We start from the raw sequence: 14,912 nt of genomic DNA on the forward strand, positions 1-14,912 counted from the left end.
GGAATGTCTGGCCGGAAGGCCGAAGGGGAGTGCGACGGGCTCCCAGGGCCTGTGGGCCGAGGGCGTCGCCGAAAGAGAGGGACCGCCCGGCGTCCGGACGGCTCGCCGCCAGCGGAACCACAGGCGGCGGCCAAGGTCAAGCGGGGCCTTGTCGTGCGGCGCGGGCGATCAGCCGAAGCGCCACTCGGTCGTGACCGACAGGACCATGACGATGGCCAGCAGGAACGGAATCTCGTTGGTCATGCGCCAGAACCTGCCGGAATATTTCGACGTCCCGGCCGCGATCTTGCGGCGCTGGCCGGCCAGGAAGCCGTGCCAGCCGCTGAGCAGGACCACGCCCGCCAGCTTGGTGATCATCAAGGCTCGGCCAGGAAGCTCCAGCCGCGCGCCGTGACGTCGATGTGGATCAGCCACAGGCCGAAACCCCAGGCCAGGATCATCGCCGGATTGACGATGATGCGCAGCAGGCGGGTCTGCCAGACGCGCAGCAGGCCCTGCATCTCGCTGCGCAACGGCTCGGGCTTGGCGTTCTGCTCGGCGTCGTAGGCGTAGAGGCGCGGCAGGAACAGCATCCCCGCCATCCAGGCGATGACGGCCAGGATATGCAGGCCTCGGGCGAGATCGTAGGCGGTCATGCGGCCCTCTGACGTCGGTGGGGACAGGCTTTCCAGTCGGCCTTGCAGCCGGGGCCGAACGGGGCGACGCCGGTGCGGTCCAGGGCGTCGACCACGGCCTGCGCCAGCGCCTGGATGAAAGGCGGGCGGGCGCCGACGGCCGGCGCCCGCAGATAGGGCGAGACCCCCTCGGCGTGGGCCAGTTCGGCGTATTCGATGTCCAGCTCCACCAGGGTCTCGACGTGTTCGGACACGAAGGCGATGGGGACCACCACCACGCCCGGCCGTCGCGGCCCGCCTGGCTTATGGCCTCGGGCGTCGACGGCCCCAGCCACTTCATCGGCCCGACGCGGCTCTGATAGCAGACGGCGTGGTCGATCGGCCCGCGCTCGGCCTCGACGGCGGCGACCACGGCGGCGACGGTCGTCTCGACCTGTTCCTGATAAGGATCGCCCTTGCCGCTGACCAGCGTCTCGGGGATGCCGTGGGCCGAAAACAGGACGCGCACAGGCCGGTCCCCGCCTGGTCCAGCGCCTCGGCCACTCCGCGGGCCTGGGCGGCGATCCAGCCGTCGGCCTGGGGATAGCAGCACACGGCCCGGCTGACGCCCGGCCCGGCGTAGGTCTCGTTCCACAGCTTCAGCGACGACTGGGTCGTGGTCGTCGAATACTGCGGATAGAGCGGCAGCAGCACGATCTCGTCCGGGGCGAAGGCCGCGACCTGGGCCGCCGTCTCGGCCGTCATCGGGTTCCAGTAGCGCATGGCGATGAAGACGCGCGCCTGGTCGCCCGCCAGCCGATCGGACAGCACGGCCTGAAGCGCCTCGGCCTGGGCCCGGGTCTCGGGCAGCAGGGGCGAGCCGCCGCCCATCAGCCGATAGTTGGCCTGGGCCGTCGCCTCGCGCCGGCTGGAGATCAGCCGCGCCAGCGGCGTGCGCAGGAGGCCGGGCAGGCCGATGATCGCCGGATCGTTGAACAGGTTGAACAGAAAGGGTTTGACCGCAGCCTGATCGTCCGGCCCGCCCAGATTGAACAGCACCACCGCGACGCGGCGGCCCGGGTTCGCTTCCGTCATTGGGCGCCGATCCGTTTCAGCACCCGCTCGACGTGGTCGATCGGCACGTCCGGCAGGATGCCGTGGCCCAGGTTGAACACCCAGGGCCCCTGCCCCCAGGCCTCCATCAGCTGGTCCACGCGCCGGTCCAGCGCCTCGCCGCCGGCGCGCAGCAGCAGGGGGTCCAGCGCGCCCTGGATCGGCTTGATCGCCTGGACGCGCTTGCCGACCTCCAGCGGGCAGGCGGTGTCCAGGGCGACGGCGTCCACCGCCACCTCGGCGGCGTAGCGTTCGGCCAGGGCGGCCGACCCGCGCGGAAAGCCGATCAGTGGAACCGTCACGCCCAGGTCGCGCACGCGCCGCACCAGGGCCTGGTGCGGCCTCAGCACCAGGCGTTCGAACAGGTCGTCCGGCAGGCCCTCGGCCCAGCTCTCGAAGATCTTCAGGACTTGGGCGCCGCTGTCGGCCTGCATCTTCAGGTACCGGGCGCTGGCCTCGACCAGGACCTCCAGCACCGCATCGACCTTTTGCGGCTCCGCATAGGCGTAGGTGCGGGCCTGGGCGCGCTCGCCCTTGCCGATGGTGCGGTGCTCGCCGTCCAGCATATAGGTCGCCACCGTCCAGGGCGCCCCGCAGAAGCCGATCAGGGCGCGTTCCGGCTCCAGCGCCTTGCGCACCAGGGCCAGGGTCTGGCCGACCGGATGAAGATGCTCGCCCGCCTCGGGCGCCAGCTCGCGCATCCGCCCCACCACGGGCAGCTCGCCCAGACGCGGCCCCTCGCCTGTCTCGAACCAGACGTCCTGGCCCAGCGCGCGCGGGATCAGCAGTATGTCCGCGAAGACGATGGCCGCGTCGAAGCCGAACCGGCGCATCGGCTGCAGCGTCGCCTCGGCGGCCATCTCGGGGTTCAGGCAGAAGGCGATGAAGTCCGGCGCCTGGGCCCGAAGGCGACGATACTCGGGCAGATACCGGCCCGCCTGGCGCATGAACCAGACCGGAGGCCGGTCCGACGTCTCTCCTCGGAGAGCCTTGATGAGGGCGGGCGTGGTCATGCCGGACGATTAAGGTCACAGCCCCCCGCTCTCAATCCCTAATCAGATTAAGAATTAAAAGATTCGTAGAGGCAGGTAGGGCGGTGGAAAGGCGGGGATGACCGGACCGCCGTCCCCGGAACAAAAGCGGATATCCACGCCGCAGGCCGGCGGGCGCCGCAATCTTCCCGACGGGTGTCGATGCGGTGGACAATCCCTAACGAGACCTTAACGGACAAGGGTTCGCGGCCCTTTGCGCCTGTGAACGCGGTTAAGGGCGGTTAACCTCTCGTTAGGATTTTCCACAAGACGGGATGGATCGGTTTTCCGGCGCTGGACGACTCCGCGCCCGGCGCCGGGCGTCGCCCACCGTCATCCCCGCTCGCCCGCGCATCCGTCAGACGCTATGGAGAAGCGTCCCGCCGCGCCCACCGCCTGTCCACAGGGAGTGAACCGACCGCATGAGCCCCTCGCGCGCCCACCGTCTGGCGACCTATTTCCACGTCCACCTGGTGTCGGATTCGACCGGCGAGACGCTGAACGCCATGGCCAAGGCGGTTACGGCCCGCTTCGACGGGGTGATCCCGATCGAGCACATCTACGCCCTGGTCCGTTCGCCCAAACAGATGGACCGGGTGCTGGAAGAGATCGAGGCGGCGCCCGGCGTGGTCCTGCACACCCTGGTCGACCGCGACCTGCGCGAGCAGCTGGAAGAGGGCTGCCGGCGTCTGGACATGCCGCAGATCGGCGCGCTGGATCCGCTGGTGGGCGCCCTGTCGCGCTATCTGGGGGCCGCGCTGTCGACCCGCGTGGGCGCCCAGCACGCGCTGGACCACGACTATTTCAACCGCATCGCGGCGCTGGACTTCGCGATGGCCTATGACGACGGCCAGGGCACGCTGGACCAGCTGGAAGGCGCCGACGTGGTGCTGTGCGGGGTCAGCCGCACGTCCAAGACGCCGACCTGCATCTATCTGGCGCACCGGGGCATCCGCGCGGCCAATGTGCCCCTGGTGCCCGGCCAGGAGGACGGCGAGCGCCTGACGAAGCTGAAGAACCCGCTGGTGATCGGCCTGACCGTCTCGCCCGACCGGCTGGTGCAGATCCGGCGCAACCGCATCGACAGCCTGAACGCCAATCAGTCCTCCACCTACACCGACCAGGACGCCGTGCGCGACGAGACGATCAAGGCGCGACGCGCCTTCGAGCGGCGCGGCTGGCCGACCATCGACGTAACCCGCCGCTCGGTCGAGGAGACGGCGGCCGCCATCGTCAACCTGTTGAGCGAACGCCGGACTAGCCGCGTGGGAGCGGCCTGGTGAGCGGCGAACGCCTGATCCTGGCGTCCAGGAGCGCGGCGCGCCGGGCCATGCTGGAGAACGCCGGCGTGGCGTTCGAGGCGCGCGCGGCCGATGTGGACGAGGCCGCGATCAAGGCGGTCTCGACCGACCTGGACCCCGTCGCCCTGGCGGTTCGGCTGGCCGAGGCCAAGGCCCTGGCGGTGTCGCGCGACGATCCGGACGCCTGGGTGCTGGGCTCGGACCAGACGCTGGCCTTCGACGGCGGCCTGGTGTCCAAGGCGGCCTCTCTGGAGGCGGCGCGGGACCGGCTGAAGGCGATGCGCGGCCGGACCCATACGCTGCATTCGGGAGCGGCCCTGGCGACGAAGGGCGAGATCGTCTGGTCCGGCGCCGACACCGCGCGGATGCGGATGCGCGACGTCTCCGACGCCTTCCTGGAAACCTATCTGGCGGCCGAGGGCGAGGCCCTGCTGTCCTGCGTCGGCGCCTATCGGCTGGAGGGGATGGGATCGCAGCTGTTCGAGGCGGTGGAAGGCGACTTCTTCACCGTCCTGGGCCTGCCGCTGTGGCCGGTGCTGGCCGAGCTGCGGCGGGCCGGGGTGATCGCCTCGTGATCGCGGGCCGCATCACCGGCGCGGCGGTGACGGGCGGGATCGCCGGCAATCCGGTGGCCCATTCGCTGAGCCCGATCATCCACAACGCCTGGCTGGAGGCCGGGGGGATCGACGCCGCCTATCTGCCGTTCGCGCCGCGCGACGCGGCCGGGTTCGAAGCCCTGGTCGCGGCCGGCCGGGCGGGGTTGCTTGCCGGCCTGAACGTCACCGCCCCGTTCAAGGAGCAGGCCTTCGCCCTGGCCGATCAGGCGACGGCGGCGGCGCGGCTGACGCGCTCGGCCAACATCCTGCGCTTCGTCGAGGGGCGGGTCCTGGCCGACAGTTCGGACGGGATCGGCCTGATGCGGGGCCTGGCCGAACAGGCGCCGGGTCTGGACCTGGCCGGCCGGCCGGTGGTGCTGCTGGGCGCGGGCGGCGCGGCGCGGGCCGGGGCGGGCGCCCTGGTCGAGGCGGGCGCCGAGGTCCGCATCGTCAATCGCTCGCCCGACCGGGCCGAGGCGCTGGCGGCCGACTTGGGACCGTCGGTGCGGGTCATGTCGGGCCAGGCCGCGGCCGACGGCGCGGCGTTGGTGGTCAATGCGCTGAGCGTGGCGCCGGACTTCGACCTGATGCGACTGCCGGCCGAGGCGGTGGTCATGGACATGACCTACAAGCCCCTGGACACGGCCTTTCTGAAGGCGGCGCGGGCGCGGGGACTGGCCACGGTGGACGGGCTGTCGATGCTGATCGGCCAGGCCGCGCCGTCGTTCGAGGCCATCTTCGGCCGGGCGCCGCCGCCGCTGGATCTGCGCGCCCTGCTGACCGCGCATCTGGAGGCGCGGGCGTGATCCTGCTGGGCCTGACCGGCTCGATCGGCATGGGCAAGTCGACGACGACGGCCATGTTCGCCGATCTGGGCGCGGTGGTGTGGAACGCCGACGACGCCGTGCATCGCCTCTACGCCCCGGGCGGCGCCGCCGTCGACCCGGTGGGCGACGCCTTTCCCGGCGCGGTCGTGGACGGGGCGGTCGACCGCGTCCGCCTGGCCGAGATCCTGGGCCGGGACGACCAGGCCTTTCGCCGGCTGGAGGCCATCGTCCATCCCCTGGTCGCCCAGGGGCGGATGGCGGACCTGGAGGCCGCGCGCGCGGCCGGCGTCCACCTGGCGGTGCTGGACATTCCCCTGCTGTTCGAGACCGGCGGCGACCGGGCCGTGGACGCGGTGGTGGTCGTGACCGCCGATCCGCAGGTCCAGGCCGAGCGCGTCCTGGCCCGGCCCGGCATGACCCGCGAGCGGTTCGAGGCCATCCTGGCGCGCCAGACGCCGGATGCCGAAAAGCGCGCGCGCGCGGACTTCGTCGTCAACACCGGCCGGGGGCTGGAGGCCGCGCGCGCCGAGGTCGCGGCTATCGTCGAAACCGTGCTGGATCCGGCGTGGATATCTCCGAGGCGCGGCGGCGGCGCCCTTTCGGAAGCGGGCGAAACGCCCCATTAAGGGCGCATGGCCCGCGAGATCGTTCTGGATACGGAAACCACCGGCTTCGACCCGAGGACCGGCGACCGGCTGATCGAGGTCGGCTGCATCGAACTGGTCGACCTGCTGCCGACCGGCCGGACCTTCCACCGCTTCGTCAATCCCGAACGGCTGATCCCGCCCGACGCGATCCGCGTCCACGGCATCACCGACGAGAAGGTCAGGGACGCCCCCAAGTTCCACGAGGTCGTCGACGACCTGATGGACTTCATCGGCGACGCCCAGATGATCGCCCACAACGCGGCCTTCGACCGGAACTTCATCGACTTCGAATACGATCGCTGCGGCCGGGCGATCACCGGCGAGGCGCGCTGGATCGACACGCTGCAGCTGGCCCAGAAGCGGTTTCCGGGGATGCCCAACTCGCTGGACGCCCTGTGCAAGCGCTTCAAGATCTCGCTGGTCGAGCGCACCCTGCACGGCGCCCTGATCGACGCCCGTCTGCTGGCCGAGGTCTATCTGGAACTGAAGGGCGGCAAGGAACGCGTGCTTGACCTGACCTCGGCGCGGCCGGGATCGGTCGGTGCGGCGGTCGCGGCGGCGACCCATGCGCCGCGCCCCCGTCCGCTGGCGCCGCGCTCCACGCCCGAGGAACGCGCCGCGCACCTGGCCTTCCTGCAGGCCAATCTGAAGGACCACACGCTGTGGGCCGCCCAGGGCGTGACCGTGCCCCAGGACGAAGCGGCCTGAGGCTCCCGAATCTCGCTTACGCCTGGCCGGTCTCGACCGGCTGCTGGGCGATCTGCTGCTGGCGGGCGACGTAGATGGCGGCGAAGTCGATCGGGTCCAGCATGAAGGGCGGATAGAAGCCGCCGTCGGCCGTGGCGCGGCTGATGATCTCGCGCGCATAGGGGAACAGGTAGCGCGGGCATTCGATCAGCAGCAGCGGCTCGATGTCGCGCTCCTGGACGTTGGCCAGCTGGAACAGGCCGCCATAGACCAGTTCGACGTGGAAGACCGGCTTGTCCTCGTGCGCGGCCTTGACCGACAGCTTCAGCTCAAGCTCGAACAGGCCGTCTGGCCGGCCCTGGGCGGCCATTTCGACGCCCAGGTCGATGCCCGGCTTGCCGTCGACGCGCAGGGATTCCGGCGCGCGCGGGTTCTCGAACGACAGGTCCTTGACGTATTGCGCCAGGATGCGGAAGCCGGGGCCGGCGGCCTGGCCCTGTTGCGATTGCCCGTCCTGGGGCGCGGCGCCGGTGGGGGTGTCGGCGGGCGGAGCGGCGTCGGTCATGAAACGAAATCTTGGCAGGGGCGCCCGATTGGGCCGGGAATGAGGCGGGGCCGATACCACGCCGGGACGCTTGGCCGCAACGTCGGTCGGTCGCGAAGGGGCGCGCTTCGCCTTGCTTCGCCCTATATCACCCCGTAATCGTCACGGGCGCCCGTCGCCCGCCTACAGGAATCCCGCCTTGAACTTTCCGGTCCAGTTCCAGATCGTGGTCTTCGCCGTCATCGCGGCCATCGTCCTGTTCCAGCTCTACAACGTGCTGGGCAAGCGCGTCGGCCGCCAGCCGCAGGAGGACGCGCGCGCCAATCCCCGGCCGGGCCGACGCCCGAACCGGCCAAGCTGTCGCCGGTCGACGCCGCCGTCATGGCCTCGATCGCCGGGCTGAAGGCGCGTGATCCGGGCTTCGACCCGACCCGCTTCGTCGAAGGCGCCCGCCAGGCCTATGAAACCATCGTCCAGGGCTACGCCTCGGGCGACCGCGCGGCGCTGAAGCCCCTGCTGACGCCCACGGTGATGCGCTCGTTCGAGGCCGGCATCGCGGCGCGCGAGCAGCGCGGCGAGACCGAGGCGGTGGAGTTCCTGTTCCCGCCCCGCGCCGACCTGGAAGGCGCCACCGCCGAGGGCGACAAGGCCGTGGCCAAGGTCCGCTTCCTGGCCGAGCTGCGCAGCCGCGTGACAAAGGCGGACGGCTCCACCGCCGATTCCGCCACCGGCGAGCCGCTGGTGGAGGAGCGCCGCACCGCCGAACACTGGACGTTCGAGCGCAGCCTGGGCGCCTCGGACCCGAACTGGGTCCTGGCGCGGGTCGAGCCGGCCACGGCCTGAGCCGATGACGGCCGCGACCGTCGCCCCGCCCGTCGCCTTGCCTGTCGCCCTGCCTCGCCTGGCCGTCGTCCTGGCCCTGGCCGGGCTGACCCTGGCGGCGTGCGCTACCCGGCCCGCGGCCGTTCCGACGCCGGGGACGTCGCCCGCGACGCCGGTGCGCCCCGGCCCGCCGACGCCGCCCGGCCCGCCCCTGCCGGTCGGCGCCAGCCCCGCCTCCCTGCCCGGCTGGGGCGACGAGGATCATCTGGCGGCGTTTCAGGCCTATGTCGCCGGCTGCGGCGCGGCGCGCGATCCCGCCGGCCGGTCGGTCTGCGCCGAGGCCCGCCGTATGGCCGAGCGCCGGGTCAGCCCATCGGACGCCCGGACCTTCTTCGAGACCCGCTTCTTCGTCTCTCCGGCCGAGACCTCGGACGGCGGGCCGGGGCTGCTGACCTCCTATTTCGCGCCGGAGTACGCCGCGCGCCACAGGCCCGACGGCGAGTTCGACGCCCCCGTCCTGGCCGCCCCGGCCCAGCCGCGATCCGCCGGAAGCCGCACGGCCATCGAGGCCGGCGCCCGGCCGGAGGAGGCCCTGGCGTGGATGCGGGCCGAGGACCTGTTCTTCCTGCAGATCCAGGGCTCGGGCTATCTGACGTTCGAGGACGGGACCAAGGCGCGCGCCGCCTACGCCGCCGACAACGGCCAGACCTTCGTCGGCATCGCCCGGCCGATGGCCGAGCGCGCTCCTGCCCCGCAACGGAACCTCGGGCGACGCCATCCGCGCCTGGCTGGCCGAACATCGCGGCGCCGAGGCGCGGGCGGTGATGGCGCTGAACCCGCGCTACATCTTCTTCCGGCTGGACCCCGACGACGGCGGCGACCCGGCCGGGGCGGCGGGCGTGCCGCTGACGGCGCGGCGCGCCATCGCCGTCGATCCGGCCAATTGGCGCTATGGAGAACTGGCCTGGGTCGAGGCCGACGGCGGAAACCTGCGCGGGGCCAGCGCCAGCTATCGCGGCCTGGTGATGGCCCTGGACACCGGATCGGCCATCAAGGGGCCGGTCAGGGCCGACCTCTACATGGGCCGGGGCGACGTCGCCGGCGCCGAGGCGGGCACGGTGCGCCATCCCTTGCGGATGTGGCGGCTGGTGCCGAGGGGCTGAGCCTCAGGCCAGGTCCTCGATCTCGGCTTCGGTCAGCTCGCCCGGAACGATGGTGACGGGCAGTTTGCGGCCGCCCAGCTGGGCGCCGTGCTTGATGATGGCCTGAACCAGCGGCCCCGGCCCGCGTGAACCGTTTCCGGCCGCCAGGACCAGGATCTTGATCTCGGGGTCGTCGCCGACGACCTTCTTGATGGCGGCCGGCGCCTCGCCGAATTCGATCAGGAAGACGGGCGCGGCGCCCGACCGTTCGGCCGCCTCCGCCGCGACGCGGTTCAGGAGGGCCTCCGCCTCCTCGCGCTGCTGACGCTCGATCTCCTCGCGCGCGCCGGACCAGTGGGCGTCGGTGTTGGGCGGGATGACGCGCAACAGGACCACGCGTCCGCCGGTCGAGCGGGCCCGGCGGCTGGCGAAGCGCAGGGCGGCGTCGAACTCGGGGCTGTCGTCGACGACGACCAGGAATTTTCTCGGCATCGGGGCCTCCCCTGCCCTTCTCAAGCCCACAAGAGCGACCGGACGCGGGCGCCGTCAAGACGCCCGCGCCCGCAGGCGCCGTCAGCGCGTCGCGACGGCGGCGCCGGCCAGGTCGCGGATGGTGGCGTTGGCGATGGTCAGCTTGGCGAAGGTCCAGCCCGAGCCGGACTGTTCGATCTCGTCCACCGAGGCGCGAACGCCCTCGACCACCGACAGGCGCGGCCCGATCCAGGCGTCGACGGCGGCCTCGGCCGTCTCCTCGCTGGCGCCGACCGAGGGGTCGGAGGCCCTGGCCACCGCGCGGGTCAGCACGGACTGCTCGTTCATCAGGTCCTCGATCAGGCGGCGCACCGCCAGGCGATCGAAATGGTCGGCCGACGGGATGGAGCCCGCCGCCGCGCGCAGCCGGTCGAAGTCGAAGGCGGCGCCGACCTGGTGATACAGGCGCGCCATCGCCGCCACGGGCCAGTTCGCCTCCGCCGCCAGGTCGCCGATGTCGGCGGCGGCCACCAGCGGGCGCATGATCGAGATGGAGCGGGTCAGCTCCTCCGGCGCGCCGTGGTCGGCGAAGCGGCGCACGCGGTCCTCCAGCCGGCCCTGTTCGAAGCGCGACAGCACGCCCTGGCCCTCGGTCTGCAGCGCGTCGGCCACGGGGCGATAGCGGTCGATCAGGGCCTGGACCGACTGGCCCGCCTTGGCCCGGCGCGCCAGCCAGAAGGTCTGGCGGCGCAGGACGACGGCGATCTCCTGATACAGGGCGGTCTGGGCCTCGGCCGAAATCTTCAGGTCCAGGGCCGAGACGGCGTCCCAGGCCTGGTCTAGGCGGAACACGCGCCGCGCCGCCTCGAAGGCGATGATCAGGGCGGTGGTGTCGCATTCCGCCGAGCCGCGCAGACGGTCGGGAAAGGTCGGGCCGCACATGTTGACGACCTCGTTCGACAGGACGGTGGCGATGATCTCGCGCCGCAGCCTGTGGCTCTTCATCTCCGGCTCGAACCGGGCCAGCGGCTCGGGGAAGTAGCGGACCAGGATCTGTTCGAAGAAGGGATCCTCGGGCGCGGCCGAGGCGACGATGTCGTCCGACAGCTCCAGCTTGGCGTAGGCGGTCAGCACCGCCAGCTCCGGCCGGGCCAGCGGAACGCCGGCCGTCATCATTTCCTTGACGCGGGCGTCGCCCGGCAGGCCCTCGACCTTGCGGTCCAGCTTTCCCTTGGCCGACAGGGCCTGCATGAAGCGCTGCTGGGAATCCAGCGCCTTGACCCCCTCGGCCTGCTGCAGCGTCAGGGCCAGGGTCTGGTCGTAGTTGTGGGCCAGGACCTTGCGTCCGACCTCTTCGGTCATGGAGGCCAGAAGCGGCGCGCGGTCGTCGGCGGGCAGGACGCCGTTGGTCACGGCCGAGCCGACCAGGATCTTGATGTTGACCTCGTGGTCGGAAGTGTCGACCCCGGCGGAGTTGTCGATGGCGTCGGTGTTGATGCGTCCGCCGTTCTGGCCGAACAGGATGCGGCCGGCCTGGGTGAAGCCCAGGTTGGCCCCCTCGCCCACCACCTGGACCCGCAGCTCGTCGGCGTTGATGCGGACGGCGTCGTTGGCCTTGTCGCCGACCTGGACGTCGGTTTCGGCCGGCGCCTTCACATAGGTGCCGATGCCGCCGAGATAGAGCAGTTCGGCCGGCGCCTTCAGGATGGCGCGGATCAGGCTGATCGGGTCCAGCACGTCGTCGGTGATGTCCAGCGCCGCCTTGATCTGGGGCGTCAGCTGGATCGACTTGGTCGCGCGCGAGAAGACGCCGCCGCCTTCCGAGATCAGGCTCTTGTCGTAGTCCTGCCAGGACGAGCGCGGCAGGTCGAACAGCCGCTTGCGCTCGGCCCAGCTGGTCGCCGGATCCGGGGCGGGGTCGATGAAGATGTCGCGGTGGTCGAAGGCGGCGACCAGCCGGGTGGCCTGGGACAGCAGGGCGCCGTTGCCGAAGACGTCGCCGGACATGTCGCCGACGCCGACCATGGTGAAGGGCTGGGTCTGGATGTCCTTGCCCATCTCGCGGAAGTGGCGCTTGACCGCTTCCCAGGCGCCGCGGGCGGTGATGCCCATGCCCTTGTGGTCGTAGCCGATCGAGCCGCCCGAGGCGAAGGCGTCGCCCAGCCAGAAGCCGTAAGACGCCGAGACGCCGTTGGCGATGTCCGAGAAGGTGGCCGTGCCCTTGTCGGCGGCGACGACCAGATAGGGATCGTCGTCCTCCCAGGCGATCACGTGCGGCGGCCGGACCACCGAACCGTCGGCGACGATGTTGTCGGTCAGGTCCAGGAGGCCCGACAGGAAGGTCTTGTAGGCGCGGATGGCCTCGGCCTGCACGGCCTCGCGGTCGCCCGTGCGCGGCAGGCATTTCGGATAGAAGCCGCCCTTGGAGCCGACGGGCACGATGACGGCGTTCTTGACCTGCTGGGCCTTGACCAGGCCCAGGACCTCGGTGCGGAAGTCGTCGCGCCGGTCGGACCAGCGCAGGCCCCCGCGCGCCACGGGTCCGAAGCGCAGGTGCACCCCCTCGACGTGCGGCGCCCAGACGAAGATCTCGCGATAGGGCTTGGGCAGGGGCAGGTCCTCAAGCTCGCGCGAGGCGATCTTGATGGAGATGTAGCTCTTGGGATCGCCGTCGGCGTCGACCTGGAAATAGTTGGTGCGCTTGATCGCACCGATCAGGGCGGCCAGGCGGCGCAGCGCCCGGTCGTGGTCCAGGCTCTTCACGTCCTGCAGCAGGGCGTTGATCCGGTCGTTCAGTTCGGCGACCGGGGCCTGGCGCGTGTCGGCGGCCGCCTCGCCCTCGAACTTGGCGCGGAACAGGGCGACCAGGGCGCGCGAGATGTCGGGATATTCGCGCAGCGCCTCTTCCTGTACCGCCTGGGACGGGTCGAGGCCCGTCTGCTGGCGATAGCGGGCCAAAGTGCGGACCAGGGCGGCCTCGCGCCAGGTCACGCCCAGCTCGACCACCAGGCGGTTGAAGCCGTCGCTCTCGGTCCGGCCGGTCCAGACGGCGGCGAAGGCGGCCTCGAACGGCGCCTTGACGTCGGCGAAATCCAGGGCCTCGCCGCGCGGGTCCTCCAGCAGGAATTCATGGACGTGGATCTCGGCCTCGCCCAGCGGACGGATCGGATAGCCGTATTCCTCCAGCGTCTTCAGCCCCATGTCGGCCAGGATCGGCAGGACGTCGGACAGGGGCACGGTCGGGCCGCGGCGGTACAGTTTGAAGCGGAACTGCAGCGGGCTGTCGTTCGGGTCGCGGAAGGCGCGCACCGCCACCGCCTCGCCCGCGCCGGGCCGGCCGTCGGCGTTCAGCCGGTCGATCTCGTCGAGGTCGCGCACCGCCTCGTCGGCGTCGTAGCGGTCGCGATAGGCGGCGCCGAAGGCGCGGGCCCAGCGGGCGCTGAGCGGGCCCACGGCGACATCGTCCACGTCGGCGCGGCGGAGCGCGCTCTCGAACCGCTCCATCCAGCCGCGCCCGGCCTCGGCCACGTCGGCCTCAAGCTGGGCCAGGTCGGGCGTCGGGTGTTCGCCCGGCTCGACGCCGATGATGAAGTGCACGCGCGTCAGGGGCGCGTCGGACAGCTGCGGATACCAGGCCGAGATGCGGCCGCCCCAGGCGCGGGCCAGGATCTGGCCGATCCGCTCGCGCACCGAGACGTCGTAGCGTTCGCGCGGCACGAACAGCAGCACCGAGACGAAGCGGTCGAACGGGTCCTGTCGGGTGAAGATGCGGATGCGCGGCCGGTCGTAGAGGTGCAGCACGCCTAGGGCGATCGACAGCAGCTCGTCTTCGGAAATCTGGAAGAGCTCGTCGCGGGGATAGTTCTCCAGAATGTTCTTCAGCCGCTTTTCGTTGTGGCTGCCGGGCGCCTTGTCGGCGCGGGCCAGGGCGTTGGCGACCTTGCGCCGGACCAGCGGCACGTCCGAGGCGACGCGGTCGTAGGCCTCGGCGGTGAACAGGCCCACGAAGCGGGTCTCGCCCGCCGCCTTGCTGTCCGGCCCGTACCGCTTGACCCCGATGTAGTCCATGTAGGCGCGGCGGTGGACGCGCGAGCGCAGATTGGCCTTGGCCACGGTGACCGGCTCGGACAGGTCCAGCTGGCGGCGCATCTGCTTGGTCAGGACCGCCGGCTCCGACGCGCGGCGCAGCACCCGCTGCTCGGGGTCGCGCAGCACGCCCAGGCCTTCGCCCGCCTGGCTCAGCGGGGCCTCGGCCTCGTAGTCGCCGTCAGCCGAACGCGGATAGTCGTAGTCGCGCGCGCCCAGGAAGACGAAATGATCGCTCTTGAGCCAGCGCAGGAACTCCAGGGTCTCGGCCTGGACCTGGGGGTCGACGCCGGCGGGAGGCGTGGCCTCCAGCTGCTCGACCGAGCGGCGCATCAGGGCCAGCATCTCGGCGTGATCGGCGACGGCGGCGTGGACGTCGGCCAGGGTGGCCGCCAGGTTCTCGCCCAGGGCGTCGCGCCGCTCCTGCGGCACGCCGTCGATGACCAGGATGATGACCGACAGCCGCCGCGCGTCGCAATCGACGACGGGGTGATAGAGGGCGCGCACCGACACCCCGGCCTCGGCCAGGGCGCCCATGACGCTGTCGACCAGGAAGGGCGCGTCGGGCTGGACGATGCGCACCAGGTCGTAGCCCAGCGGCTGGCCGTCGGCCCCCTGCAGCGGGCCGACTGTGATCACGGGGGCGGCGCCGGACGCGTAATCCTGGGCGGCTCGCCACGAGGCGACCAGCAGGGCGGCCAGATCGTCGCCGCCCAGTTCGGGCGTCTCGTCGGCGGCGTAGTCCTCGTGCGCCTGGTCGATGAACGACCGCTCGGCGGCGCCGGGGCCGGTTCCTGAAATCCGCGCGAAGGCCGCCTCCAGCGCGGCCGGGGTGATCGGCTGAACCGGGACGGGGCGCGGATCGGGGGCGGTCATGGAGATTCGGTCTCTGACGACGCGGCGCGGAGGGGGCCGCATCCGATTGACTAGGCCAGGTCCGGTCGCGCGGGAAGCCCCTGAAGGTCGATCATTGTCATGATCGCCGTTCAGCTTGGAAGGATTGTGCGGCGCCGCATACGAGTAGGCCGCCGGGTGGGGGAACCCGGCGGCCT

Annotated in this window: 12 protein-coding genes and 3 pseudogenes; 9 read left to right on the plus strand and 6 right to left on the minus strand. The window is 71.5% G+C overall.

What is annotated here, in order from left to right:
- Positions 1–168 precede the first annotated feature (168 nt).
- From MU852_RS09255 to hemE, 3 genes and pseudogenes are all read right to left on the minus strand, one after another.
- Positions 169–635 (minus strand): annotated as a pseudogene (locus tag MU852_RS09255) (CopD family protein).
- Positions 632–1,688: pseudogene (hemH, locus tag MU852_RS09260) on the minus strand (ferrochelatase). The pseudogenes MU852_RS09255 and hemH overlap by 4 nt, the downstream one beginning before the upstream one ends.
- Positions 1,685–2,719, minus strand: a complete 1,035-nt coding sequence (hemE, locus tag MU852_RS09265; protein ID WP_249749358.1) for a uroporphyrinogen decarboxylase — start codon at positions 2,717–2,719, stop codon at positions 1,685–1,687. Before hemE ends, hemH begins: the two are co-directional and overlap by 4 nt.
- 440 nt (positions 2,720–3,159) lie before the next feature.
- Here hemE and MU852_RS09270 point away from each other — a divergent pair, with 440 nt between their 5' ends.
- The 5 genes from MU852_RS09270 to dnaQ are packed head-to-tail and all read left to right on the plus strand — an operon-like array spanning position 3,160 to position 6,816.
- Positions 3,160–4,020 carry a pyruvate, water dikinase regulatory protein gene (locus tag MU852_RS09270; protein WP_249749359.1) on the plus strand — a complete coding sequence of 287 codons (861 nt, stop codon included), beginning with the start codon at positions 3,160–3,162 and terminating at the stop codon, positions 4,018–4,020.
- Positions 4,017–4,613 (plus strand): Maf family protein, encoded by a 597-nt coding sequence (locus MU852_RS09275; RefSeq protein WP_283843567.1) that lies wholly within the window; start codon positions 4,017–4,019, stop codon positions 4,611–4,613. The genes MU852_RS09270 and MU852_RS09275 overlap by 4 nt, the downstream gene beginning before the upstream one ends.
- A complete protein-coding gene (locus MU852_RS09280) occupies positions 4,613–5,440 on the plus strand; it encodes a shikimate dehydrogenase family protein (RefSeq protein ID WP_249751908.1) in 828 nt (275 codons plus the stop codon). Before MU852_RS09275 ends, MU852_RS09280 begins: the two co-directional genes overlap by 1 nt.
- Positions 5,437–6,087, plus strand: a complete 651-nt coding sequence (gene coaE / locus MU852_RS09285; RefSeq protein ID WP_249749360.1) for a dephospho-CoA kinase — start codon at positions 5,437–5,439, stop codon at positions 6,085–6,087. The genes MU852_RS09280 and coaE overlap by 4 nt, the downstream gene beginning before the upstream one ends.
- Before the next feature lie 6 nt (positions 6,088–6,093).
- Complete coding sequence (gene dnaQ, locus MU852_RS09290; RefSeq protein WP_249749361.1) at positions 6,094–6,816, plus strand: DNA polymerase III subunit epsilon; 723 nt, start codon at positions 6,094–6,096, stop codon at positions 6,814–6,816.
- Positions 6,817–6,832: 16 nt separating this feature from the next.
- Here dnaQ and secB read toward each other — a convergent pair whose 3' ends face one another.
- Positions 6,833–7,360, minus strand: a complete 528-nt coding sequence (gene secB, locus MU852_RS09295) for a protein-export chaperone SecB (RefSeq protein WP_249749362.1) — start codon at positions 7,358–7,360, stop codon at positions 6,833–6,835.
- Positions 7,361–7,538: 178 nt separating this feature from the next.
- Between secB and MU852_RS17870 the strand changes: the two genes are divergently transcribed.
- From MU852_RS17870 to MU852_RS17880, 4 genes and pseudogenes are all read left to right on the plus strand, one after another.
- On the plus strand, positions 7,539–7,742 hold the full coding sequence (locus MU852_RS17870) for a hypothetical protein (RefSeq protein ID WP_347342288.1): 204 nt from the start codon (positions 7,539–7,541) through the stop codon (positions 7,740–7,742).
- Positions 7,721–8,182, plus strand: coding sequence for a Tim44/TimA family putative adaptor protein (locus MU852_RS09300; protein ID WP_347342289.1), 462 nt, complete (start codon positions 7,721–7,723; stop codon positions 8,180–8,182). Before MU852_RS17870 ends, MU852_RS09300 begins: the two co-directional genes overlap by 22 nt.
- Positions 8,183–8,510: 328 nt before the next feature.
- Positions 8,511–8,858 (plus strand): annotated as a pseudogene (locus MU852_RS17875) (MltA domain-containing protein); the annotation flags it as partial.
- 127 nt (positions 8,859–8,985) lie between these two features.
- Complete coding sequence (locus MU852_RS17880) at positions 8,986–9,324, plus strand: 3D domain-containing protein (protein ID WP_347342382.1); 339 nt, start codon at positions 8,986–8,988, stop codon at positions 9,322–9,324.
- 3 nt (positions 9,325–9,327) lie between these two features.
- On the opposite strand, the gene MU852_RS09310 is transcribed toward MU852_RS17880, so the two are convergent.
- Both MU852_RS09310 and MU852_RS09315 read right to left on the minus strand, forming a co-directional pair.
- Positions 9,328–9,795, minus strand: a complete 468-nt coding sequence (locus tag MU852_RS09310; RefSeq protein ID WP_249749363.1) for a universal stress protein — start codon at positions 9,793–9,795, stop codon at positions 9,328–9,330.
- An 81-nt stretch (positions 9,796–9,876) separates the two neighbouring features.
- Positions 9,877–14,736 carry an NAD-glutamate dehydrogenase gene (locus MU852_RS09315; protein WP_249749364.1) on the minus strand — a complete coding sequence of 1,620 codons (4,860 nt, stop codon included), beginning with the start codon at positions 14,734–14,736 and terminating at the stop codon, positions 9,877–9,879.
- Between the last annotated feature and the right edge of the window lie 176 nt (positions 14,737–14,912).

This window comes from Brevundimonas albigilva, from assembly GCF_023503965.1.
Lineage (GTDB): Bacteria > Pseudomonadota > Alphaproteobacteria > Caulobacterales > Caulobacteraceae > Brevundimonas > Brevundimonas albigilva.

What these genes read in the sequence shown, in the direction of transcription:
- hemE (WP_249749358.1), bottom strand. Translation starts at nt 2,719, where the DNA reads ATGACCACGCCCGCCCTCATCAAGGCTCTCCGAGGAGAGACGTCGGAC.
- MU852_RS09270 (WP_249749359.1), top strand. Translation starts at nt 3,160, where the DNA reads ATGAGCCCCTCGCGCGCCCACCGTCTGGCGACCTATTTCCACGTCCAC.
- dnaQ (WP_249749361.1), top strand. Translation starts at nt 6,094, where the DNA reads ATGGCCCGCGAGATCGTTCTGGATACGGAAACCACCGGCTTCGACCCG.
- secB (WP_249749362.1), bottom strand. Translation starts at nt 7,360, where the DNA reads ATGACCGACGCCGCTCCGCCCGCCGACACCCCCACCGGCGCCGCGCCC.
- MU852_RS09300 (WP_347342289.1), top strand. Translation starts at nt 7,721, where the DNA reads ATGGCCTCGATCGCCGGGCTGAAGGCGCGTGATCCGGGCTTCGACCCG.
- MU852_RS17880 (WP_347342382.1), top strand. Translation starts at nt 8,986, where the DNA reads ATGGCGCTGAACCCGCGCTACATCTTCTTCCGGCTGGACCCCGACGAC.
- MU852_RS09310 (WP_249749363.1), bottom strand. Translation starts at nt 9,795, where the DNA reads ATGCCGAGAAAATTCCTGGTCGTCGTCGACGACAGCCCCGAGTTCGAC.
- MU852_RS09315 (WP_249749364.1), bottom strand. Translation starts at nt 14,736, where the DNA reads ATGACCGCCCCCGATCCGCGCCCCGTCCCGGTTCAGCCGATCACCCCG.